Here is a 23,033-nt window from a genome sequence, read left to right as displayed (position 1 = left end):
ACGGAAACGAGGAAGAGACCGGGAACGTGAGCTCTAACACACGGCCGGTCGTGCGCGAGCCGTCCTCACCGACCAGCCCGCCAAGCCCCCGGATGGCGTTACTCGAACCGCTCCACCGTCTTCACCGCCGCGCGGGGGCGAACCTTGATGGCTCCCCCGTCAGGCTCGATCTCGAGTCCACGATCTCCGCTGTACGGGTCGACCAGCTCCATGCAGACGGTGAACGTGTCTCCAGCGGGCGTGACGGCCTGGGTGATGCGGCCGTAGACGCGCTTCTCCCCGATGCAGAGCTGCCCGGACAGCCGGGTGACGTCTGGCAGCACGACTTGCCCACCCCGGCCCATGGCATCAGCTCCCGCCTTCCAGGCGCCAGCCAGCTCCAGTGAGATGGGGCCATCCTTCACGGGTATGGGCTCGTTACTGCCCATCTTCCAACCGGGAAGAGCGGCGAAGGAGCGGTCCCCAACGGGAATGCCGAGTTGGCGGGTCATGGTCTCGACAGCACCGGCCGGGCACGCCTGGGGCGCGGGCTCCTTGCGAACCTGGGCACCGGGACAGGCCATGTTGGCGGCGGCGGCCACCGCGAGCAGCACGTTGGCCCCGGTGGAGTTGTTGCCCTTCTTCTCCTTCTCCGCCTGTGAGCCGGGGGCCTTCTTCTTCATGCGAGTTGTTCCCGAGCTGAGCGTCATGGTGGTGACGGACGCAGGGGTATCCGCCTTCGAGGGCGCTGCGCCTGCGTCAGCTTCGGGCGGCTTCCAGGGTGGCGCTACTTCATGGACGTGCGTGGCCCATCGCATCGGACCATCGAGGGAGAATTCCGCAGGTAAGGGAAGCGTAGGCACCGGCTGGCCTGGAGTCGGTGTGGACGGCGGCGGGCGAAGCTGGCCGAGGACATGGCCCACTCCCACCGCGAGTCCCACCACTGCCACGAGGACCGGAAAGGCCCATCGCACTCGGGTGCGAAGTGGGGGGCGGGTCTTCGTCGCGGGCGGCTCGGGTGGGGCGGGAGCTACAACGGGAGGAGCGGGCGGCTTGCCCCGCTTGGGCTTCTGACGGATCCACCTGCGCAGCCACCCCTGGGGGTCATGGCCCACCAGCTCCGGCGCGTCCTCGGTGGTACGCCCGTCCACCGTCCAGCCGTAGCACAGGGGCACCTCCCACCGTGGGTCCGCCTTCGCCTCCTCCAGCAGCAGCTTCTCCAGCGCTACGCACAACGCCTCGGCATCCGGCACGCGGGCGGGCGCCTTGGCCAACAGGCGCAGGCACAGCTCACTCAAGGCCCGGGGCACACGGGAGTTGCGCACGTGCGGGGGCTTGGGGTTGCCCTCAAGAATCTCCCCCAGCAGCTCGTCGTCCGGGCCGTTGAAGGGGTACACGTCGGTGGCGAGCACGTAGAGGATGACGCCCAGCGCGTACAGCTCGTCCCTCACCGCGTAGTTGTAGCTCTCCCCCCGCCTGCGATCCTCGCGCAGGAAGAAGGCCACGGCCTCGGGGCTGCGGTAGCGGAGGTTGGCCGGGGCCAGGGCTCCGGTGACACGAGGAGCGCCCGGCATGGCACCGGCTCCGAAGTCCACCAGCACCGGCGCTCCATCCGTCTCGCGCACCAGCACGTTGTCCCCCTTCAAGTCACGGTGCAGGACATCCCTGGAGTGGACCCCCTTCAACGCCTTGGAGAGCGGCAACAGCTTCTCCACCAGATCGCGGGCACACGGGTTGTTGTCCCGGGCCCACTGGTAGAGCGTCACTCCCGGCACGTACTCCATGACGAGCACCAGGTACTCGGGCTTGTCCTCGGGCCATTTGAAGTGACTGAGCAGCTTCACCACGTTGGGGAACTCGTGGCGGAGCATGATGAACAGCTCCCGCCAGCCCCACTCTCCCACGCTCTCCAGGTGGATGAACTTGAGGGCGCACGGGCTACCGTCACGCCACGCGAGGAACACCTTGCCGAAGCCGCCGGCTCCCAGCTTCTTCTCGATGCGGTAGCCGCTCACCACCATGCCCGGCCGCACCACGTCCTCCAGCGTGGGCTTCATGGTGCCTCTCCAGCGGCACCGGCCAGTAACGGTGGAAGTCCGGTCATGCGCTCAACCTCGGGAGTGGGAAGCTACCAGAACCCGGGGCTTCCCATGCTCGGGGTTGAACCCGGTGGAAGCGGCAACGCGCCCGGCTGGTCGGAGTGCCCACCAGCAACTCCACGGTAAGCGGCGGCATAAGCCGCAGGACGTGGGGCATGGGTGCCCTTCGTCTACACACCGCATGGAGGACCCATGAGCGACAAGAACACACGCACCCTCCGCTCCGAGTCGAGTGCCGTCAGTCTCAGCATGGAGCTGACCACGCTGGAGCACGCCTTACGCGGGGCCTCGCTCCTGGCCGAGCTGCTCGCCAACCACGACCTCCCGGAGGAAGAGACGCAGCGGATGGCCCCCCACTGCATCAGCGCCCAGCTCGCGCTCGTCAACGCCCGGCTGCGCCATATGGGTCGGGTCATCCGGGGCGAGGAGGACGCGGAGACGCTGTGGGCTCCGTACAACGCCACCAGCCCCTCGCCCCGTCCGGGGGATGATGAAGACGTGCGGCTGGTGTCGAAGTCTGCCCCTCTCTTCGCTCGGAGCGCGCGGAAGACGACCGTGCGCAAGCCCCGGGCGAGGCGGGCGGAGAAGAGGCCTGAGAAGCCGCCCCCAGTGGATGGGGCGCAACCAGCTCCATGAGTGCGGGTCGTAGACCATGCCCGGGGGCTTCAAGCCCCCGGAAGCACGGCATACAATCAGACAGCCTTACGCGACCGAGTTCCCCCGAGAGCACCGCCGACCTTGGTCCCGATGCTGTGGTCCGTCCCCACGATGCCAAGAACGGCCATCGTCAGGGACTCCTCGGACACGAGCTGGTCCCAGCGAGACGCCCAGTGGACGGTTCCCTTCATGGCCCGCGCTTGGATGACCTTGGCGATGAGGTCCAGCTCATATACCTCGCGGACCACGCGCATTACGATGTCCTCTGCACCAGGCGTTGCCCCGTATCTTGCAACCCAGTAGTCGGTCACCTCTCTGAAGAGGGGGAAGTCACCGTTGATCTGGATGAGGTTGGTACTCTCCACGTAACGCGCCGCCCGTCCCTCCATGTCGTCACCTTCGGTGCGGGAACCATCGCGCGCGTAGAGCCACTCCGCAGTGGGAATGGCTGGAACGGGGTTCACCTTGCGCGCTGGAGTCGGGCCAGCCTGACCACCCGAGGTGAAGAGGCCCTTCTGTCCACCGGGGCTCCCGGGTTTGCTGCCGCCCTTGTGAATCGTAGTCCCAGGACGCTTCACACCAAGGCCGCCCGGCTTGTTGAGGCTTACCAAGAACTTACCGTTAAGGGCGCGCCGGAACTGCACCGACTGGAGACGGTGGAGGTAGTCCTTCAGCTTGTCCTTCGCGTCCACACCCGTCTTCACCGAGGAGGCGGCTGCCTCTTCGCACAACTTGCGGACCTCCTCCGGCATCTGGTCCAAGAACTCGGCCCCCCACTGCTTCAAGGGGAGTTCCCCGTTCGGGGTGCCCATGTAGAGGAGTTGGGAACGCGGCGTGTTCGGGAAAACACCTTCCAGCTTGCCCTTGTTGTAGTGGTCGGCCTCTACCACGAGGGTCAGCCGCGAGAACGCCTTCTCGTAGACCACCCCGAACGATTGATAGTGGTGACGGCCCTCGTTGCCGGACGAGATGTTGTAGAGCTCGTTATCGAAGAGAGCGGCGATGAAGTTCCTCGAGATGGCGATCTGGCTGATGTCCTCGCGATCCTCCTGGAGGATCCACCAGTGAATTTTCGCCCCCGAGACGTGGACAGTCCCACTCGTCTCCTTGTTCCTCTCCAGGTAGTAGCGCGCCCCGCGTACACGCCGGTACATGCCGCCCTGGGGCATGGCGTTGACCCGTTGCTTTGGCCACTGAGCCTTCTTGCTGGAGGCGAACTCGAACACCCGGATCTCGTGCTCATCCGGGATGTGGAAAAAGCGTGTGTTGAGCGCGAGAGAGTGAACCTTGATGGCGCTCTTCTTCCTGTCCCCGTAATTCGGCCCCAGGTAGGTGTCCTCGGTCCCGGTATCACCAGTTGCCACGATGATGGTTCCGGTATCCGAGCCCTTGAGGAACGCCTCCTTGTAGCCCTCAAAGGGTTGGACCACTGCCTCGTAAACGGACTCGCCATCCTCGTCCGCGATCTCCCAGTGCAAGAGCGCGTAGTTGCCGTTCGGCTTCTTGCCAATGCGGACCATGGACCCCTCGCCATCCTTCCAGGACATGATGAGGAGGCCCCTGGGGTTCCACGGCATCAGGGAGATCTTCGCGCCTACGCCGAAGTTGCCGTCGACTGGGCCGATGCTCTTTCCCGAGGAGCTGATCATGTTGAAATACTTGACCAACTCCTCGCCGGACATCCCGTGGCCATTGTCCACGACCGCGTAGCGGTAGACCTCACCGCCGGTCTCCTCGACATGGACCCAGTCCGGGGTGATCTCGATGTAGCTAGCACCCGCCTCAATGGCGTTCTTGACGACCTCTCGGTCGTACTGGTGCGGGAGGGCTTCCTTGAAGGCCCGGTCAACCAAGGGGCCATTCGCGCCAATCCCCATCTCCGTGGACGGCTTGTGGGGGCCCACACCAGCGGACACGGCCCCTGGGAGCCCGAGCCCGAGCTGATTCTTGCTGCTCATGTTTTATCTCCCGCCCAAGGACACGAAGGACCTTGGACATATGCCCCTGGGCAACACGCCCTGGGACTGGGTGCCAAGCTCCTCGCAAGTAGTGCCGCTGTCAAGCGCCCGCGATGAAGCTGTCCAAAAGTCGCGTGTTCCTCGACATAAGGCTCATGGCGGAGACGTATCTGCCGACGCGCTGGCAATCCAGCCAGTGCGCCTTCCTCCAACAACAACAGCTCGGCGCACCGCGAGGTGACGGACTCGAGTTCTCATGGACTGGGCCCGAGCGCCCGAGGTGCGCCTTCTTCAACGAAGGGAAGGAGCACCATGTCTCACGACATCAGCAAGATGGTCTACGTCGGAACGGAGCCCTGGCACGGGTTGGGCACCGCGCTCCAGGCCAACACCGACTACGACACCCTCGTCCAGGCCGCCGGCTTCTACACGGCGGTAGAGCGGCCCGTCTTCTCGCCGCCCATGGTGGAGGCCATCCCGGACAGGAAGGCCCTCTTCCGGGAGGACACGGGCGAGTACCTGTCCACCGTCTCCAAGGGCTACGAGGTGGTGCAGTTCGCGGAGGTGGCCCGCACACTCATGGAAGCGGCAGGCGGCGTGCGCTGCATCTTCCACACGGCGGGCACCCTGGGCCGCAACGGCGTACGCGGGTGGCTGCTCGGCGAGTTGCCCGAGCCGCTGCTCGTCCGGGGCGACAAGAGCCCCATCAAGCGGTACGTGCTGGGCTACTGCGGCCATGACGGCACCACCGCCATCACCCTCAAGAACGTGGCCACGCGCGTGGTGTGCCAGAACACCCTCGGCGTTGCCCTCTCGGAGAAGGACGGGGCCGAGTGGCACATCCCGCACACCACCAGCGCCAAGGTCCGGCTGGAGGAAGCGGCCCAAGCCTTCCGACTCCTCGTGGAGGGCTACGAGCGGTTCGGCGAGCTGGCCAATCACCTCGCCATCCAGCCCTTCAGCGAGCACCAGCTCCAGCTCGTGCTCAACCGGGTGATGCCGCTGCCCGAGGATGAGGCCAAGCACCCGCGCATCACCAACGCGCGCAACAAGGTGGTGGAGCTGTTCCACACGGGCACCGGCATCGAGGGAGACATCCAGTAAATGCTCGCCCGAGCCCGTCGTGACGTGAGCGCCGAGACGTGAGCATGTCCGTCGTCCCCAAGAAGGAGGCGGAAGAGATGGACATGAAGGAGCAGGCGGAGAAGTTCCGGAAGGTGGTGCAAGAGCGGGGAGGAGTGGGCCCGAGAGCGCGCTACACGGAGGAGCAGAGACAGGAAGCGTTGGAGTACGTGCGAGCGCGCCAGCAGCAGGGGGCGAGCGTGGAGGAAGCGGCGAAGGAGTTGGGCATGAGCAGCTGGACGCTCAGCCGGTGGGGCAGCGCGGCGCGCCGAGCCACCCAGCAGCAGCCCGCGAGGGAGGCGCTGGTGCCCGTCGAGATAAAGGCCGAGCGTGCCCAGGCTCGAGGAAGGGGGCTGGTGGTGCACGGGCCGGGGGGAGTCCGGGTGGAGGGGCTGTCGCTGGAAGACGCGGTGCGGTTGCTGAGGGGGCTGCAGTGATTGGCTCCACGCGCAGGCTCGCGGTGTACGCCTACGGGCAGCCGTGCGACATGCGCAAGAGCTTCGATGCGCTGTGCGGGCTGGTGACGCAGGCGCTGGGGCGCGACTTCCTCTCGGGAGACGTCTTCCTCTTCGTCGGACGGGACAGGAAGAGGGCCAAGGCGCTCTTCTGGGACGGCACCGGGCTGTGCTTGTACGCCAAGCGGTTGGAGAAGGGACGCTTCGCCCCGCTGTGGCGGCGCGAGAGTGGCGCGCAGCCGCTTGAGCTGACGGTGTCGGAGCTGGCCCTGTTCCTGGAGGGCAGCGAGATGGTGGGGCGAGCGCCGCTGTCGCCCGAGCCGTACAAACTGGTGCCTCTCTTCCAAGCCCAGACAGTGCAGGGGGTGACTTCGTGAGTCACGCTGCACGGACTACTTGCGCGGGAGGGTGAAGCCATGTCACTACCGGGGGCATGAGCTTCCAGCTTACGACGGAGAAGGACGTGGAGAGGCTGCGCCAGGCGGCCCTGTTGCTGGAGGCGGAGAACAAGCGCCTGGTGGCGCGCGTGGTGGAGCTCACGCGCAAGCTGATGAGCGCGCGGGGCCAGGACGCCGAGGAATTGCAGTTGCGCTTGCAGGAGTTGGAGCGGCAGCTCGCGCAGCGCACCGGCGAGCTGTTTGGCCGCTCCAGCGAGAAGCGCCCCCGCGGCGAGCAGGACGAGGGGAAACAGGCCGGGCCGGCCGAGCCCGCGCGCGGCCACGGCCCGCGCACCCAGCCCACACTGCCACTGCTGGAGGAAGTGCACACGCTGGAGGAGCCAGACAAGCAGTGTCCCGAGTGCGGCGGGGCGCTGACGGAAATGAAGGGTTGCTACGAGGAGGCCGAGGAGGTGGACGTGGTGGAGCGGCGCTTCGTGCTGCGCCGCCACAAGCGACAGAAGTACCGCTGCGGGTGCGGCGGATGCGTGGAGACGGCCCTGGGCCCGCCCAAGCTTCAGCCCGGCGGGCGCTACTCGGTGGACTTCGCCGTGGAAGTGGCCGTGGCCAAGTACCTCGACCACATGCCGCTGGAGCGGCAGGTGAGAACCATGCAGCGCGAGGGGCTGGCGGTGGACAGCCAGACGCTTTGGGACCAGATAGACGCGCTGGCGCGGCTGCTGTCGCCCGCGCACGAGGCGCTGCACCAGGCGCTGCTGACGCGGGAGATTCTGGGGGGAGACGAGACGCGCTGGCCGCTGCTGGGCAGCAAGAGTCAGACGCGCTGGTACGCCTGGGCACTGTGCGCTCCTGACGCCGTGGTGTACCGGATACAGGAGGGCCGGGACGTGGAGGCCGCGCGCAACATGCTCAAGGACTTCCGTGGAGTCCTCATGACGGATGGGCTGAGCACATACGAGAGCGTGGCGGGCAAGAGCGCGGGCATATCTCTGGTGAACTGCTGGATGCACGCGCGGCGCAAATTCGTCGAGTGCGCGGAAGCCTTCCCCCAGGCGAACGAAGCCCTGGACATGATTGCCGAGCTGTACGCGGTGGAGCGCGAGTATAAGCAGGGGCCCGAGAACCTGGCGCGCCTGCTGGAACTGCGACAGCAGAAGAGCCGTCCCATTATCGAGCGGCTGCACCAGTGGGCGTGCGAGCAGCGCGTCCTGCCCCAGTCGGCGCTGGGCCAGGCAATCAAATACATGAGCAACCGGTGGACGGGGCTGACACGGTTTCTGACGGACCCGCGGGTGCCGCTGGACAATGGAGCCACCGAGCGTGCCATGCGCGGGCTGGCGGTGGGCCGCAAGAACCACTACGGCAGCCGGAGCCGGCGCGGCACCGAGGTGGCGGCCCTCTACTACAGCCTGATGGAGACGGCGAAGCTATGCGGGGTGGACCCCAAGCGCTACCTGCGAGAGGCCGCGCTGGCGGCCCTGCGCGGGGAAGCGCTCCCCCTGCCCAACCAACTCGCTCAGCCCGCCGAGGGCTGACGCGCTACGCTACTCATTCCCACCTGTCTCGAGCTGACCGGGCGCCGCGGTGCTTGTTGCACTGCGGTGAGCGCCCCCCTCACGCCCTCCATTCGTCGTCAAGCTCTTCGACCACGGGGCTCGGCGAGCATTTACGACATCCAGGGCACCGCCTGGGCGGCTCTCCAGGCGTTCAGCGAGTGGGCCGACCACCACCGCCACACCCGAGCTGTCCAGGGCAAAAAGGTTGAGGTGATGCGGTTGGAGAGCATCTGGATGGGCAAGGCCGCCGCCATGAAGCGCCAGGCGCTCGCGGCCATCGCGGACACCGCCCAGCTCCGGCTCGCGGCGTGAGTCGAGGTGAGGAGGTGTCCCATGAACTGGCTCGGAAAGGTGCTGCGTTCGCCCCTCGCACGGGACGTGGCCGCCGCCATCCTCACGGTGCTGGCCCATGCACTGAGTAGGCAGCGGCACGCGCAGTAGCGGTCGAGGGGGCGGACTTCCAGTCCACGATGAAAGTTCGCCCTCTTCTCTTACGTTTCACCCTGTCGGCTGCACCGACCCTTCTCCTCACAGGACCTGGGTTTCGGGGGTCAACCTGTCGCCTGCATCGGAGGCTTCGAGTTGCGCCAGCTCACGCAGGATGCGAGCTGGGCGATGTGCCTACCGCCTCACCAGCCGCGCAGGTGTGCCCGGTCTCGTCCAAGTAGCGCAAGGGAGCCAGCTCAGCTTCACGGTGCCGCCTCCTCGGTGGTGCTGGAGCTGGTGCAGCTCCACGGACGGAAGTCCGCGGTTTCTTCCCGAGGTACCCCACGAAACTTTGAAGTGCCGGGGGCACTCCCCCCCTCGTGCGCGAGGAGCTGGAGAGCGAACACAGGGTACGGTCATCAGTAACCCCTGGGCGAAGCTCGCCAGGGACCGCGTACCGGGAGCAGCCCGCTGGAGAATCCCCCAAAAAATCTTGAGAGCCCCCCATCCCCCGGGGGCTCGAAGAAGACTGGGGGCTTGCAGGTGGACCTGCGACAAGGGAACCCCTGTCCCCCCATCCCGGGGGCGCTCACCCAGATTCGATAGCCCTACCGATTAGCGAGCCAGGGCGGAGAGGGCCCGGGAGAGGCGTCAGAACGAACCCGAGGGCGTCACTTCACGAGACGCAGGCGCACGCGCAGCTCCTTGGACTCAGCCGGGTTCTGGGTCTTCACGGCGGCCACCTGGACGCGGAGCTGGTCGAGAAGCCCGAGCTGCCGTTGCATCGCGGTCTCCAGCAGCTTGCGGTGGCGCTCCAGCTTCCGCAGGTCCGCGTCGTCCAGCAGCAGCACCTCGGCGGCCAGCCGCTCGCGTACCGGAGCCAGCGCCCCCTCGTCCTCGGCCAGCTTCGCGGAGAGGGCCCCCTTCAGCACCTTGGCGGCATCTCCCAGGGCACGGTAGGCGTCCGGCAGCATGCGTCCATCCTTGGAGGTGTCCCGGGCATGACCGAGCGAGAAGGCGAGGGACCGGCTCACCATCATCGGCAGCTCCGGCACCTCGTGGACGATCTTCATGGTTCCATCCACGGCGGCCAGCAGGGCGTCGGTCTGCGCCGCATCCTGCGGCACCGGGCAGGCGTCCGCGATCTCCACGAGGGCGTTCACGGCCCGAAGTGCGCGGCGAGTAAGGGCGAACCTCTCGAACTCAAGCGTCTTCTCCAGAGCATCTTCCAGGCTGGCGAGGGTCCGTCCGCTCTCCAGCTTGCTCAGCCGTTCCAGCTTCCAGGCTGTATCCCCGATCTGCGCCACGATGACGGCCTCGGGCAGGGTAGCTGGCGCGAAGGTGACGAAGTACCCATCGAGATGGCGCTCGTACTCGTCGGCATCTTCCCCGGGCAGTAGTAGCTGCTTGGCACTCAAACCGTGCCGGAGGGCATTGAGTGAGGAGGCAACCTTCCCTTCAGGCGTCTTCGGGCCCTTCGAGCGAACCCCATTGATCGCGGCCTGCGCAGCCTGCACGGCGGTTCTGACGGTCTTCATGCTCGAATTGTGAAGGAGCCTCTACACCTGTGGGAACTGCTTCTTGGCGGGGGGACCAGGCGTGACGAGCTTCTCGGCCATGAACCAGCCACGCTTCATCGCGCATCTCGCCTCGAATGCCTCGGTTTTCGCCTACCTTGAAGTAGAGCAGGAACGCATCCGCCCGCATGTTGACGCGCTTGCAGCGAGCATGGAGATGGGACTCAAGATCTCCAATGCGTCCGAGCCCCTGCGGAACCTGCTGGGATGGCTCGGCAAGAAGAACGACGTGCTCAGCCAGCGCAAGCAGTCGCTCTTCCAGAACGCCAGGAGCAGTTGGGTGGGGCGATACATCCAGGTCACGCGCGGCTTGCTGCCGCCCGTGCTCGTCGAGAGCCTCCAGCCTCTGCGCCAACTGGAACGAGTGGCCACCTTCCTTCTCGCTCTCCAACGACGTATCGGACCCCTGCTCGAAGAAGTGAAACAGAAGCCAGCTCTACGTGTCCTGCTCGAAGGAGCGGGTGCGGAGAAGAGGATGATGGCCGCCTTCGCGGACTTCACGGCGGAGATACTCGGCATCGAGTTGGCGCACAGGGAGATCGCCGCGCTCGCCATCCTCATCGGCTATGAGGACCCCACCTCGGACAAAGTGGAAACCACCCAGCGGGTGTGGAAGTGGGCCAACGCGCGCCAAAACTCCAAGGAGCTCCTGGCGGCGTTGAGACAGCTCACAGGCCAGAGCCCCCCACCCACGGCGCCAACCGACCCGTCACCAGAGGAGCCGCCCCTTCCGCCACCGCAATCCCCATTCGGGGACTTGCAGGCATGAGTTCCAGGGGGTGGAGATGATGGGGGGTAGTGAGCCCTCCCGTCTCCAGGGGGTAGAGATGGTGCAGGGTAACGACCCCTTCCCTCTCTAGTAGAGACCAATCGCCCCACAACCCCACGAGACCTCTAGGATTTTTCTTCGACCAAAGCATCTCGACATTGCCACTCAGAGCCGGACGCCCAGGACAGGCGCCCTGCGCACGAGGCGGCAAGATGCGACGGTCGAAAGTCACCGGGAACTCCAAGAACATCACCCTCATCCAAGGGATCACGATGAGGGGGCAGGCGTGTTGTCCGCCCCCTCATCACGGTTCCGGACACTCTGTTGAGCCCCTCGACGTCGTAATTTCGAGGGCTTGCAAGCTCCGAGGGGGTGGACGGTTCCAGTCCGCCATCTGGCGAAACGCGCCAGTCTCCTGCCGCGCCAAGTCCCTGGAATTGCTCGGGGGTGGCGCATGAACGAGAAGGACTTGGAGACGCACCTGGGGCTGCTCCTGTCCCGGACACTCTCTCCCCTCCGTCGTCGGCCCCGAGCGTATCCGCACACCGTGCTGGTGGGCGTGAGCGTGAAGTGGGACGAGGAGCATCGCGTCCCGCTGCTGTTGCAGCTCGTCACCCTCGCGGACGAGCACGTCCACGCCCAAGCCTACGAGCTGCCCGAGGGACAGCTCATGGGCGAGCAGCTCATCGACTGCATCCGGGAACTGCTCCGGCGGGCCGATGCCATGCCGCCCGCCCGGCGCGGAATCCGGCAGGTGCATGTGGTGGCACACGAGGCCAGCAGTCTCCTCGCCCTCTTTCCTTCCGCCGTGGCCGAGGCGCGGGTGGAGCAGGTGGGAAAGGCCCACCACGCGCGACTGGAGCGCGTGAAGCGCGAGGAGGGCACCTGGGACGTGCGGCTGGTGGATCTCGCGGGCTATTTCCCGAAGACGCCCTTGGAGGAAATCGCTCGAACCGTGGGCAGTCCCCGCCTGGAGGCAGATGGGCCGCACCTGACCGAGCTGAAGCGGACGGATCTAGCGCGGCTGGTGGCCCATGCCACCCGGGACGCGGAGGTGGCCCTGCGTGCCATGCGGGACTTCCGCCAGGGGGTGCTCGCCGAGTGGAACATCGACGTGCTCGGCAACCGCACCTTACCGGCCGTGGCGTCCGCCATCTTCCGCCTGCACTTCGTCCGGAATGGTCCCGCCCCGGTGGTGAAGCGCGAGGTGGTGCGCAAGGTGAAGAAGGGCACGGGCTACCGGGATGAGCCGCGTGTCGAGCTGGTCTTCAACGGCGACCCGAACGTGCGCCGCATGGCCTGCCGCGCCTACTGGGGTGCGCAGTCGGAGGCGTTCCGGCGCGGCTTCCACGTCGGCGCCTTCGCCGAGTACGACGCAGTGTCCCTCTATCCCTACGCGGCGATGCTCCAGCCGCTCCCCCACGCTGGGACACGGTGGGTCCGGCTGGAATCCCTCGCCCAGGTCGAGGAGCACGAGGGCTTCGGCACCTTCACGTTCGTCTTCCCGAGGGGCACGCGCTACCCCTGCCTGCCAGTGCATCGCAATGGCGTGCGTCGACTCGTCTTTCCTCTTCAAGGAACCTCCTCCTGCACGCTGGCCGAGGTGCGCCTGGCGCTATGACGGGGAGCGAAGGTGAAGGTGGTGGAAGCCTACGGCTTCAAGCCCGGCCCTCGTGAGCGCGACCACGACGTGAGCCGCTACATGCGGCACTTCCTCGAGAAGAAGGCCGCCGCCAAGAGGGGCACCCTGGAGTACGCCACGGCCAAGCTCTTCGCCAACGCCCTGCTGGGCAAGCTGGCCGAGAGGATCCACGGTTCGGGCCTGCTGGACGTCGAGCGCGAGGCCCAGCTCCACGGCTTCGGCCCGGGATTGGGAGCGGCCATCCACGGCTCGCCGTTGTTGCGCGCCTCGCTCAAGGGGCCTCCGGATGTAGGCAGTGCCTTCGCCCCGGAGTGGGCCACGCTGGTGCTGGGCCGGGCTCGCGCCCTCATGGCCGACATCACCGCGCGTGGGGCCCTTCTCATCTCCACCGACGCCATCATCTGCCCCGAGGAGTTGGACCTGCGCTGTGAAGGGCTCGATGCGCTGGAGAGCGTTGGCAGCGGCATGCGCCTGGAGCATCGGGCTGATGCCGTCTTCATCGCCCGTGCTCGCTTGTACGCGCTGCTGCGGAGGGTGGAGGACGTGGGCCCCGGTGAGCCGGTGCTGGGACGGGACGACACCTGGGCGGTGGTGCGTGTCGCCCGTCAGGGGACGAGCGAGTCGGAGGCGGACTTCGCCCAGACGCTGCTGGCCTGCCTGCGCGAGGGGCGCGACGTGGCCCCGACGCGCATCAGGAAACGGAGGCTGACGGTGGAGGCGGCTGTACGTGAGGGCAAGCCCATCCACTCCCTGGTACAGGAGGAGGTGCGCACGGGTTTCTCGTGGGACAACAAGCGACGGTTGCTCGACCGCGACAGCAAACCATTCACGCAGAGCACGGACACCGCCCCGTACCGCTCACTCTCGCGACTGGAGGCAGGTGAGCGTCAGCGGCAGATTCGAGAGGGAGGCGCGCGCCCGCGGAAGTCACGGGTGCCGGCCCACAAGATGGAGAAGGCCCTCACCTTGTTGAGTGGCGGCAGGAGTGTTCGAGAGGTGGCCAGGGAACTGAAGCTGGCCCGCTCCACGGTCGGCGACATCAAGAAGCGCGCTGGCGTAGGCACGGTGGAATCTGAAGCAGGAGGCGCCGATGCGTAGGTCCACCATGGACACGGACAACTTGGAGCAGGAGGAGGGCCTCTGGGACGCGAATGACGTGGCTCGCTTCCTCAAAGCCTCGCGCTCGTGGGTGTACCAACGGGCTCAGGCGGGTCAGCTTCCGTGCGTGAAGATCGGCGGGCTGCTGCGCTTCGAGCCGGCAGCGATCCGCGCCTTCATCAGGGGCCAGGGCACAAAAATCAGGTAGGTCCAAGTCATAAGACCTCTGAGGTTCATCATCACGAGGAGGTCCGAATGGGTTCCATCTACCGCAAGAACGACAAGTGGTACGTCCGATTCAAGGACGGACACGGCCGGTGGCGCGACACCGCCACCCAGGCCACCACGAAGACGGAGGCGAAGTCCCTCCTCCATGACCTGGAGGTTCAATCCGACCGGCAACGGCGCGGCCTGGAGCCCATGCCCGAGCACCGGAAGCAAGTCACCTTCGGGGAGGCCATGGACGTCTGGAAGACCGAGGTGGGCAGTCGGCTCCGCTCCACCACCATCATCGGCTTCGCGGAGAAGCACCTGCGCGATGAGCTGGGCCCCCTACCCCTCAAGGACATTACGCCCTCGCGGCTGGAAACGCTGCTCAACGCGAAGGCCGGTGAGCTGGCCCCCAAGTCGCTCAACCACCTGCGTGCTCACGTCCACCGCATCTTCGAGCTGGCGATCCGGCGCGGTCTCTTCACCGGCCTCAACCCCGCCAAGACCGTCCCGCGCATCAAACAGCCGAAGAAGCTCCCGCAGTACCTCAAGGCCGAGGAGGTCCCGCTGATGCTCGCGGCCCTGGAGCTCCGCTGGCGGCCCCTGTTCGCCACGGCCGTCTACACCGGGATGCGCAAAGGCGAGTTGCTGGCGCTGCGCAAGTCGGACGTGGACCTCAAGACGGGCACCATCCGGGTGGGCCGCTCCCACGGGAGCGACACTACGAAGGGCAACCGGGAGGACCTGCTGCCCATCGCGGTGGGCCTGGTGCCATATCTGCGCGAGGCCATGGCCGCGTCCCCCTCGGAGCTTCTATTCCCTCGGCAAGATGGCACGCAGCACCGGCCGGACGTGGCCCTGCACAAGGTGCTACGCCGGGCCCTGGGGCGCGCGGGGCTGGTGGAGGGCTACAACCACGTCTGTCGGCGCAAGGGCTGCGGCTACAAGGCAAGGAGGAGTCACGGCGTGCCCGAGCCCTGCCCCCACTGCGGCATGAAGCTGTGGCCACGGGCGCTCCCTCGCCCGCTGCGATTCCACGACCTGCGGCACACCACGGCTACCCTGCTGCTCAAGGCAGGCGTCCCGCTTGCCACCGTGCAGCACATCCTCCGCCACTCCGACCCGGCCATCACCACGGAGGTGTACGGCCACCTCGACGTGGAGGACATGCGCAAGGGCCTCGACCAGCTCGACTTCACGGCGCCCGAGCCGACTACCCCGGCCGAGTAGTTCCCACTGGCGGAGGCAGCCGGAGGGGACGGTGTTGTATGCGGCGGTGAGGGACAACCTCGTCACGCTGCTGGCGGAGGCGAGCGGGGGGGCGCGGCCTGCCCAGGTACGTGGAGCGGGATTTCGCCCGCTACCTGGAGTGCGGGGTGCTGGCGCACGGGTTCGCTGCTCCAGCCCGCTACCCCTTACAGGCCTCCTGTCCTCCCTATACGTCACAGCACGCGCGAAGGCCGCAAATCACCGACGCAGACGAAAAAAAATCACGCCTAACCCCCCGAAACTACTCGGGATTCAAAAATAGTTGGGCTCCGCGACCGGTCGAGCAGATCCGGTTCTGTAAAGGGCCATGGGGATGGTCCCCAAGGAGAAGAAAATGTCGATGAAGCCCGAACAGATCGTGGAAAACATGCTGATGGAGATCGCCGGATACCTACTCGTCATGGACGGCGATCTCAGCGGCACGTTCATGGAGACGAACGCGTCGCCGTTCGAGTTCGACGAGGGTGAGGTCGAGCGCTCGCGCTGGGCCGGGCCCGGGCGGATCACTTTCCTCGTGGTCCTCACCTTCGTTGGGGAAACCCCGGAGGAGCACGGTGAGAACGGAGAAAAGGTCGAGGCGACCGCCACCGGCTCGTTGGTCGATGTGGACGGCAAGTGGACCGTCGAGTCGGCGACCGCGACCTCGACGCGGGTCGTGCTGAAGAGGTAGCGAACGGAGCACCGAGGGCGGAGGCTCGAACGAGACCTCCGCCCTCGGCTCGCGCTACTCGCCGTCGTCGCCGTCGCCGTCGCCGTCGTCCTCGTCTTCATCGACGAAGCCGTCGTCGCCCGGAGGGAACGTCTCATCGTCGGGCTCGTCGTCGTCCCCGGCTTCGAGCATCTCCTCCATGTAGCGGAACTTGTTGCGACCCTCGCCGGGCTTCCGGACGCTGTCCTCCGGCGTGACCTCGACGAACTCACCGTCTTTCAGGACGAACTCCCGCGTGGTGCCGGTCGCCTCCTCGTGTTCGAGTTGGCGGATCTCGGCGGCCGTCGGCATGTAGCCTTCGGCGTCGGTCCACGACTTCCCGAACCGACTGTGCGGGCCGTCGTGGCCCTTCCATAGGATGCAGCCGTAAGCGAACGCCGGACCGCGACGCCACTGCGAACGGCAGGGGCCGTGCTCCTCGACCAACTCCATGAGACGGTACTTGCTCCGGTTCTCGACGCGTGGAGGCGGCGGGTCGGGCGGGGCCGACAGCGTCGGCGGAGCACCCACCTTCGAGTTCGGCTTTGCGCGGTGCTTCAGGTCGCGGAAGTCGATGTAGCCCGCGCTCTTTGCGAAGTTGTTCAGCCACTGCAGGTGGGGGATCCCCTCCTGCTTGGCCGCCTCCTTCGCCAAGCGCTTCAGGCGCTCGACCTCAGCGTGCGTAAACGTGCGACGTGACATGGAACTCTCTCCTCGGAAAGCGCCTTCGTCGGTCGTGGCCCACTCAGGACCGCAGCGCTCAGAGGTGAGAGCGTTGGGTGACGTCGGTGCCGATTCGGCTTTGCCGGTGTGGGCGGCGGGCACCCGTCGAGTGCCACTGCCCGCCGTTGTACTGCTCACCGTGACTGACCGTCAACCGGACGTAGCTGCTCAAGGCGGGCGTCCTGCTGGCCACCGTGCAGTGCATCCTCCGCCACTCCGACCCGGCCATCACCACGGAGGTGTACGGCCACCTCGACGTGGAGGACATGCGCAAGGGCCTCGATCGGCTCGACTTCGCGGCGTCCGAGCCGGCCCCGGCCGAGTAGCCCTCGACCGACCGGACTGGTCTTCCCTGGATTCAACGGTCGTGACCGACCCAGCAGGCAAGCGCGGGACCGCCGCATTCAACCCGGGTTCATGGGCCCGCAACCAAAAACGCAACATTCGCCGTGAAAGAGGCTTACAGAATATTGAGTGGAGGAGATGAGATTGGCAGGGCCAAGCACAGCGACGACGAAAGAAGGGGACGTGTGCGATGGCCCGCAAGCTCTCGACGGCAAAAACGAAGCCAACTACTAGCCGCGACGGCGTCGTGTATTCGGTGGTGACGACGGCCGAGCGCCGCCACCTTCCACCCGCCCCGGGCAGCATCGACCGAGCGACCGAGCGAGCGACGCGCCGCATTGCAGCCATCGCACCGTTACGCGAAGCGTACCTTGAGTTGCTGCGCCCTCGTCTCGGTCGCGCCGCTTTTCGCGAACTTGAGGAACTCACCCTCAAGGCGGCGGAATGGGCGCAGTTGCACTTCGACCCCGAGAAGGGCCCACTTCGCCCATGGACCCTTGCGGCACTCGCACGCGCTTATCGACACCTCGTCGAGACTCACGGCCTCAAGGCGCTCCAGAGGGAATGGGTGGACCAGCAAGTACGCGATGCCGCCGCGACCAACGACGAGGGTGTCCTCCGCCTCTGGGACCATGTTCAGGCGAAGCTTCGGCGCCTCATGAACGCCAATCGGTCTCAGTGGTTCATCCCCGGGACACCAGCCGGGGAATTTATTGAGAATGCACGCCTTGAGGTGCTTGCCGCGCTGCGGAGTGGCGAGTTGGCCAGGCACGAGCACGCAGGCCGTGAGGCAATCGTCGACTTCGTCGTCCGCTTCCGGAACAGGGAACGTAAGCGCCGCACCATCGCTGAGGTTCTCCTTCCGACCGACGTCATCCGCCCGCGCGAGGAAGCCTTGATCCGCCAGGACACCGAGGCAGAGGCACGCCTCTACGCCCGAGAGCGGGAGCGACTGCTGGGCAAACTTCCCGAGCACCTGACACGAATCCAGCGTCGATGGCTGACCGCCATGCGCGCCGACGTCACTTGGAATGACGACCTCAACCTCGCGCGCGTCGCACAACAACTGGAGAGAAACCGGTCAAGCGCGTCACGCGCCGCCGAGGAGATTGCCTCGGTGTTGCGCGAGCTGTTCGGCATCTCCGAGGACGAATGCCCCTGAGTAAAGCGCATGGTCACGGGCTACAAGGAACGCCACCAGCGTCAACTACCCTTACACCGGGGAGTGGAGGCAGCGGGAATCGAATCCGCCCAGCAGGAAACCTACAAGGGGCGGTGTCCTCTTGCCCTTCTCCGTCACCGGCAGCAGAGGCCCCACCAACTCCGCTCGCCGCTGGAGCCGAACCCCCTCCGCTTGCTGCTAGTTTGCTGCTGGCCTCTTGGTCGCGGAAAGACGAAGGGCGCGGACCCGAGGATTTCTCCAAGGATTCCGCGCCCTTCTGATGGTCGGGGAGACAGGATTCGAACCTGCGACCCCTTGGTCCCGAACCAATGTGAAGGGCCGTCCAAGGGTCACCAGCGGTTCACAACCCATGGTAATTACCAGGATTTCTGGAGCCGGGGCAGTCCAACCGTTCCAGCGAGTTGCCGCACTTGCGGCTCTCGAATGCGAAGTGTGGGAGAGCCACAAAACCGGGGCAGGCTCAGCCCAGACTTGTACGTACCTGAAGCGGGAACTGACGCCGGAGCAGTGGCGGAACTACGTGGCCGGGCTGGAGCCCTACCGGAAGGACTGCCCGAACCTGCCGGCCGAGTGAAACGGTTTGCGGCAGCCCGCGCGCGCCCTTTCTGTGTCTCCCTCCTTGTGACAGAGTCCGGCCGCCTCATCTCTGGAGCCCTCACATGTTCCGCCAGCTTGGCCTCTCGTCCCTCCTTGCCGCCACGCTCGTCGTGAGCGCATGCAAGTCGAAGTCCCAGGACCCTGCACCAGCGCCCGCCCCGAACTCGTCCACCGTGACGCCAGCGAGCAAGCCCGCGGAGCTGCCCCCTGTCACCGACGACACGCTCTCCTTTGCCCAACCGGAGGGTGGCAAGTGCAAGTGGGTGCGTCTCGAGGCCAGCAACGGCACCCGCCGGAACATCTTCACCTTCGAGGGCGGGTGTGAGCTTGCCCAGTTCGCCTGGAGCCCTGATGGGAGCAAGGGCGCCGTCCTCCAGTCCTTCGAGGACCAGCGCCCACCACGCGCCTGGACGGTGGACCTCGTCACCGGTCAGGGCACGGCACTGCCGCTGCCAGAGGTGGGACTCACCACGGAACTGGGCTTCGATCCGGAGGGGCGGCCCGTCGCGCTCGTCGCACACTACGCCAGCCCCCACATGAAGGCACCCGAGCGCGTCGAGAAGGATGGCCAGAGCGCCTTTGTGTTCGGGGGCAAGCAGTACCCCATCGATCGAGAGGGTGAGCTCGGTCTTGCGCACGCCTATCGCCGCGAAGGCGCCACGTGGAATCGCGTGGAGACCCGGGTGACGGACTACGGGTCGGACTCCGCCGAGGAGACGCGAGTGCTCGACCTCGCCAAGAAGCTCGGCCCCAACACGAAGCTCGCCTCGAAGGAAGGGCCGCGGCCGGAGAGCATCTCCCCGGAGGAGCAGACGGCCCTGGACGCGTCCGCGGAGGCGGAGCTCATCGGTCCCAGAGGCGAGGATCTGCTGGAGGGCAGCAACTGGGTCCGCAGCCTCCTCCCGGGTGGCCCCATCTACTACAGGGCGGAGCCGATCGAGGTTCCCAACGCCTCCCCTCCCATGCGCTGGAACGTGGGCGGCAAGCTCGTCGAGCCCGAGAAGCTCTCACTGCCCACGGATGCGTCCCTCTCCCTGGAGAGTCGCGGCAATGTGCTCCTCGTCATCGCCGACAAGGCCGTGCGTCTCTATGACGTGAAGCAAAAGAAGCACCTGCTCTCGCTGGACGGGGTGTTCCAGCCCTCCTTCTGGCCCCGTGCCGACAGCAGCGAGGGCAAGCCCGGGGCGCTGAGCATGAAGCTCGATGACCCTCAGGTAGCGCTCGACGTCCTCGAGAAGTCCAGCATGACGCTGGGAGAGGCCAATGAGTCCTGTGCCCAGCTGGCGGAGGCGGGGACGCTCGGCGCGCTCGTGAAGAAGGCTCGCGCCGATTACAAGGAGTGGTCCGTCCAGTGCGAAGCCCAGAAGAACACGAAGACGTGGGCCTGTAAGGCGCAGTTCATGACCCCCGGTGACGAGGAAAACCCGGATGGACCCTCCATGAGGCTGCAGTACAAGGTCGATGACGCCACGCGGACCGTCCAGCCAGGCTCACTCACCTGCCAGATGGCGGGCTGAGGAGGCTCCGCTGACGAGGCGCCCCTATCCCACAGGGGCGCTTCCACGTGAGCCAAAGCCTCGCGGTGCGCATTTGCAATGCCTGTGCGCCCAAGTCCAGAATGAGGAGCCTGTAGACGTTCCTTGAAACGCCTCCGTTGAGGTCCTCATGCCGCTGAACCAAACCGCGAATTCGTCCCCCACGACCCGCCCGACGCGCGGGGTGGTGGACCCACAGACCTTCCTCCGGTTCGGCAGCAAGGGCGAGCAGGTGAGCAGCCTGCAATCGAGGCTCGCGGCGCTCCACTACAACGTCGGTGCGGCGGACAGCCACTTCGGGCAGAAGACCCTCGATGCGGTGAAAGCCTTCCAGCGAGCGAAGGGACTGGTCGCCGATGGGGTGGTTGGCCCCAAGACCGCGGAGGCGCTCGGCATCAGCCTCTCCGCCACTCCACGGCACCCCGCCGATGGCACGGCCCATGGCAAGACGCTGGCGGCCAACTCGGCCAAGAACACCGCGCAGGAGTTGGTCGAGAAGTTCGTATCGATCTGGTCCACGGACGAGGAGGGGCTCGCCCATGCCCTCTACAACCGGGGCAAGGACATCACTGTCGTCACCACCGCGTTCAAGCTGCTCGACGAGGAGTGGACCGCAGATTCCGATGACGTGGCGCTTGAGTATGTCAAGCTCGTCCAGTCTCGTGGGGGACTGGCCCTGGAGATGTTGAAGACGGAGAGCGCTCTTCGGGAGCTGCTCATCGATCTGCTCGCCACCGGTGTCTCTTTCCCGGACGAGGACAAGCACATCCAGTTCCTGCGGGGGCTTGCCGGCCCCAGCACCTCCGGCTCCTCCTCGGCCCTCCCCAGCGTCGAGGCCATGGTGCAGGCCGCGCTGGCTCAAAAGGGCAAGGACTATGTGTATGGCGTGGAGGTGAAGGCTTCCGACACCCAGGCCAAGGCCTTTGACTGCTCCGAGCTCGTGGAGTGGGCCGTCAGCCGGGCTGGGGGCTTCATGCCAGACGGCTCGCAGGCACAGCGGGAGTATTGCCGCAAGCACAAGACCACCCTCCCGGTGGAGGAGGCCATCAAGACACGCGGGGCGTTGCTCTTCACGGACACCCACGTCGCCATCAGCCTGGGCGATGGGACGACCATTGAGGCCGCCAACTCGAAGAAAGGCGTCTGCATCCTCAAGGCCACGGGCCGAGGCTGGAAGGAGGCCGGGCTCGTCCCGGGGCTCAGCCAGGGCACCACGACCCTCCAGAAGTCCCCTTCCAAGACTCAGTCCTCCACCTCCTCCAAGACGGACACGAAGGCGAGTGCCAACAAGGCCTCTTCGCCCTCGACGGGTGATGAGTCCGCGGGCACCGTCATCAATGGCTACGTCATCTATCCGAACGAGGTGCGTGGCCAGGGCACCATTGCCTGGCGCAACAACAATCCGGGCAACATCCGCAACGGCGCCTTCGCCGATACGCACGGCGCCTTCAAAGGCAAGAACAACCGCCGCTTCGCCATCTTCCCGGACCACGCCACCGGCTTCGCCGCCCTCCTCGCGCTTCTCAAGACGCAAGCCTACCAGCCGCTCTCCGTGATGAAGGCAATGGCGCGTTACGCGCCCTCCACGGACAGCAATGATCCGGTTGCCTATGCCCGCACGCTCTCGAAACTGACCGGGCTCGACGTGGACAGAACACTCTCGAGCCTGAACGACGCGGAGCTGCGGAAGTTCGCGACCGCCATCCAGAAAGTGGAGGGCTGGAAGGCCGGCGTCGTCTACTCACGGAGCGATCCGCGACTGGCCGAGCTGGGGATCAAGCTCCCCAGCACCGGGGGCAAGCCCAACCAGGCCCTTGACGCAGCCAAGGCCTCGATGACCGTGGCGAAGTCCGATCAAGGCTCCAAGGGTAAGCAGACCGCTTCCAACACGTCCCCTACCAAGGTGACGCCCCCCGCCGTGGCCCATCAGGAAACGCTCAAGAAGCTGGGCCAGCAGGCCAGGCTGCGGATGAGCCTGTACAACAAGGGCCTTTGTGCCAAGGGCGTCTGCGAGATGTTGGGAGCGGTGGGCTATGCCTGCGCGTCGGGCCGGCCCTATGTCTCCAGTGGCATCATCAGCAGGGTCTATGACTACGGCACCGGTCGATGGAGCCCCTCCTCGACCAAGGGCTACTACGTGTCGAAGCACAGCCATCTGGACAACAAGACCCATGTCGTCAAGTCGGAGGCCAATGTGAAGTGCGCGTCCGCCATGGACAGCGCCAAGTTCATGAAGCACACCCTGGAGATGTTGAAGTTCGTCGAGTGCACGCCGCCCTTGCATGGCCACGGCAGCATGGGGACGCCTCCAGAGGAGAGCGTGAAGGCGCTTCGCGCACTTCCCGAGGGAACGGTCGTCGTCTTCGGCCCGGCGCTCTCGCGAAGCGTGGAGAAGATCGATGGCAAGTACGCCCTGGGAGGGACAGGACATGCGGGCCATGTCGGGGTGCTGTTGCGCGAGGGCAAAGACGTCCTGGTGGTCGCGGACGGCCTGCTGGTAGGCAATGGCAGCAAGTACACCGTCGAGTCGTGCCTCTCCAGCTATGCGTGGGCTGTAGGCTTCGTTCCGACCACCGCTCCCCTCAAGGTCAACGCGAAGGACCGTCCGGCCAACACGGCCTGACGTGTCCACCAGCATGCCCCTGCATATCGGCAGCTGAGCATGCCCCGGTTACGTGGCTCTCCCGTAGTTTGTGTGGAAACCCGCAGTCATCGCCTCGGATACACGTAACAGCTCGCCGTACCCC

At 66.1% G+C, this 23,033-nt stretch carries 19 protein-coding genes and 1 pseudogene; 16 read left to right on the top strand and 4 right to left on the bottom strand.

The features are described 5' to 3' along the window. Window positions 1–98: 98 nt before the first annotated feature. On the bottom strand, window positions 99–2,036 hold the full coding sequence (locus JRI60_RS09130) for a serine/threonine protein kinase (protein ID WP_204225455.1): 1,938 nt from the start codon (window positions 2,034–2,036) through the stop codon (window positions 99–101). A 234-nt stretch (window positions 2,037–2,270) separates the two neighbouring features. On the opposite strand from JRI60_RS09130, the gene JRI60_RS09125 reads away from it, so the two are divergent. After that, window positions 2,271–2,714, top strand: a complete 444-nt coding sequence (locus JRI60_RS09125) for a hypothetical protein (protein WP_204225454.1) — start codon at window positions 2,271–2,273, stop codon at window positions 2,712–2,714. A 56-nt stretch (window positions 2,715–2,770) separates the two neighbouring features. On the opposite strand, the gene JRI60_RS09120 is transcribed toward JRI60_RS09125, so the two are convergent. Next, window positions 2,771–4,693 (bottom strand): ATP-binding protein, encoded by a 1,923-nt coding sequence (locus JRI60_RS09120; protein WP_204225453.1) that lies wholly within the window; start codon window positions 4,691–4,693, stop codon window positions 2,771–2,773. A gap of 312 nt (window positions 4,694–5,005) precedes the next feature. On the opposite strand from JRI60_RS09120, the gene JRI60_RS09115 reads away from it, so the two are divergent. From JRI60_RS09115 to JRI60_RS55080, 5 genes and pseudogenes are all read left to right on the top strand, one after another. Continuing rightward, window positions 5,006–5,797, top strand: a complete 792-nt coding sequence (locus tag JRI60_RS09115; RefSeq protein WP_204225452.1) for a DUF932 domain-containing protein — start codon at window positions 5,006–5,008, stop codon at window positions 5,795–5,797. Between the two features lie 44 nt (window positions 5,798–5,841). Beyond that, window positions 5,842–6,252, top strand: a complete 411-nt coding sequence (locus JRI60_RS54425; protein ID WP_204218893.1) for a transposase — start codon at window positions 5,842–5,844, stop codon at window positions 6,250–6,252. Next, window positions 6,249–6,647, top strand: coding sequence for an IS66 family insertion sequence element accessory protein TnpB (gene tnpB / locus JRI60_RS09105; RefSeq protein ID WP_204218884.1), 399 nt, complete (start codon window positions 6,249–6,251; stop codon window positions 6,645–6,647). Before JRI60_RS54425 ends, tnpB begins: the two co-directional genes overlap by 4 nt. Window positions 6,648–6,703: 56 nt before the next feature. Further along, window positions 6,704–8,203 carry an IS66 family transposase gene (tnpC, locus tag JRI60_RS09100; RefSeq protein WP_204218883.1) on the top strand — a complete coding sequence of 500 codons (1,500 nt, stop codon included), beginning with the start codon at window positions 6,704–6,706 and terminating at the stop codon, window positions 8,201–8,203. A gap of 66 nt (window positions 8,204–8,269) precedes the next feature. Beyond that, window positions 8,270–8,401, top strand: a pseudogene (locus JRI60_RS55080) (hypothetical protein); the annotation flags it as partial. Between the two features lie 920 nt (window positions 8,402–9,321). Here JRI60_RS55080 and JRI60_RS09090 read toward each other — a convergent pair. Then, on the bottom strand, window positions 9,322–10,188 hold the full coding sequence (locus tag JRI60_RS09090) for a hypothetical protein (protein WP_204225450.1): 867 nt from the start codon (window positions 10,186–10,188) through the stop codon (window positions 9,322–9,324). Window positions 10,189–10,267: 79 nt separating this feature from the next. On the opposite strand from JRI60_RS09090, the gene JRI60_RS09085 reads away from it, so the two are divergent. The 6 genes from JRI60_RS09085 (at window position 10,268) to JRI60_RS09060 (ending at window position 15,885) form a co-directional block, all read left to right on the top strand. After that, the gene (locus JRI60_RS09085) at window positions 10,268–10,996 is read left to right on the top strand and encodes a hypothetical protein (protein WP_204225449.1); all 729 of its coding nucleotides are present in this window, start codon (window positions 10,268–10,270) and stop codon (window positions 10,994–10,996) included. 454 nt (window positions 10,997–11,450) lie between these two features. Continuing rightward, window positions 11,451–12,617 carry a hypothetical protein gene (locus tag JRI60_RS09080; protein ID WP_204225448.1) on the top strand — a complete coding sequence of 389 codons (1,167 nt, stop codon included), beginning with the start codon at window positions 11,451–11,453 and terminating at the stop codon, window positions 12,615–12,617. A 12-nt stretch (window positions 12,618–12,629) separates the two neighbouring features. After that, window positions 12,630–13,736 carry a helix-turn-helix domain-containing protein gene (locus tag JRI60_RS09075; protein WP_204225447.1) on the top strand — a complete coding sequence of 369 codons (1,107 nt, stop codon included), beginning with the start codon at window positions 12,630–12,632 and terminating at the stop codon, window positions 13,734–13,736. A gap of 7 nt (window positions 13,737–13,743) precedes the next feature. Next, entirely contained in the window at window positions 13,744–13,944 is a 201-nt protein-coding gene (locus tag JRI60_RS09070; RefSeq protein WP_239470429.1) for a helix-turn-helix domain-containing protein, read from the top strand. 47 nt (window positions 13,945–13,991) lie between these two features. Then, window positions 13,992–15,176: a tyrosine-type recombinase/integrase gene (locus JRI60_RS09065; protein WP_204225445.1), complete on the top strand. Its 1,185-nt coding sequence runs from the start codon at window positions 13,992–13,994 to the stop codon at window positions 15,174–15,176. 373 nt (window positions 15,177–15,549) lie between these two features. Next, window positions 15,550–15,885, top strand: coding sequence for a hypothetical protein (locus tag JRI60_RS09060; protein WP_204225444.1), 336 nt, complete (start codon window positions 15,550–15,552; stop codon window positions 15,883–15,885). A 54-nt stretch (window positions 15,886–15,939) separates the two neighbouring features. On the opposite strand, the gene JRI60_RS09055 is transcribed toward JRI60_RS09060, so the two are convergent. Continuing rightward, window positions 15,940–16,605, bottom strand: coding sequence for a hypothetical protein (locus tag JRI60_RS09055; protein WP_204225443.1), 666 nt, complete (start codon window positions 16,603–16,605; stop codon window positions 15,940–15,942). 215 nt (window positions 16,606–16,820) lie between these two features. Here JRI60_RS09055 and JRI60_RS54420 point away from each other — a divergent pair, with 215 nt between their 5' ends. The 4 genes from JRI60_RS54420 to JRI60_RS09040 all read left to right on the top strand — a co-directional run bounded on the left by JRI60_RS54420 (window position 16,821) and on the right by JRI60_RS09040 (window position 22,909). After that, on the top strand, window positions 16,821–16,952 hold the full coding sequence (locus JRI60_RS54420; protein ID WP_275439164.1) for a hypothetical protein: 132 nt from the start codon (window positions 16,821–16,823) through the stop codon (window positions 16,950–16,952). A 209-nt stretch (window positions 16,953–17,161) separates the two neighbouring features. Next, window positions 17,162–18,133 (top strand): hypothetical protein, encoded by a 972-nt coding sequence (locus JRI60_RS09050; RefSeq protein WP_204225442.1) that lies wholly within the window; start codon window positions 17,162–17,164, stop codon window positions 18,131–18,133. Between the two features lie 680 nt (window positions 18,134–18,813). Continuing rightward, on the top strand, window positions 18,814–20,268 hold the full coding sequence (locus JRI60_RS09045) for a hypothetical protein (RefSeq protein ID WP_204225441.1): 1,455 nt from the start codon (window positions 18,814–18,816) through the stop codon (window positions 20,266–20,268). 148 nt (window positions 20,269–20,416) lie between these two features. Further along, window positions 20,417–22,909 carry a peptidoglycan-binding protein gene (locus JRI60_RS09040; RefSeq protein ID WP_204225440.1) on the top strand — a complete coding sequence of 831 codons (2,493 nt, stop codon included), beginning with the start codon at window positions 20,417–20,419 and terminating at the stop codon, window positions 22,907–22,909. Window positions 22,910–23,033: the final 124 nt, after the last annotated feature.

The organism is Archangium violaceum (assembly GCF_016887565.1).
GTDB classification, from domain to species: Bacteria; Myxococcota; Myxococcia; order Myxococcales; family Myxococcaceae; genus Archangium; species Archangium violaceum_B.
The sequence above is the reverse complement of the archived record's forward strand: the minus strand, read 5'-3'. Positions and strand labels throughout refer to the sequence as shown.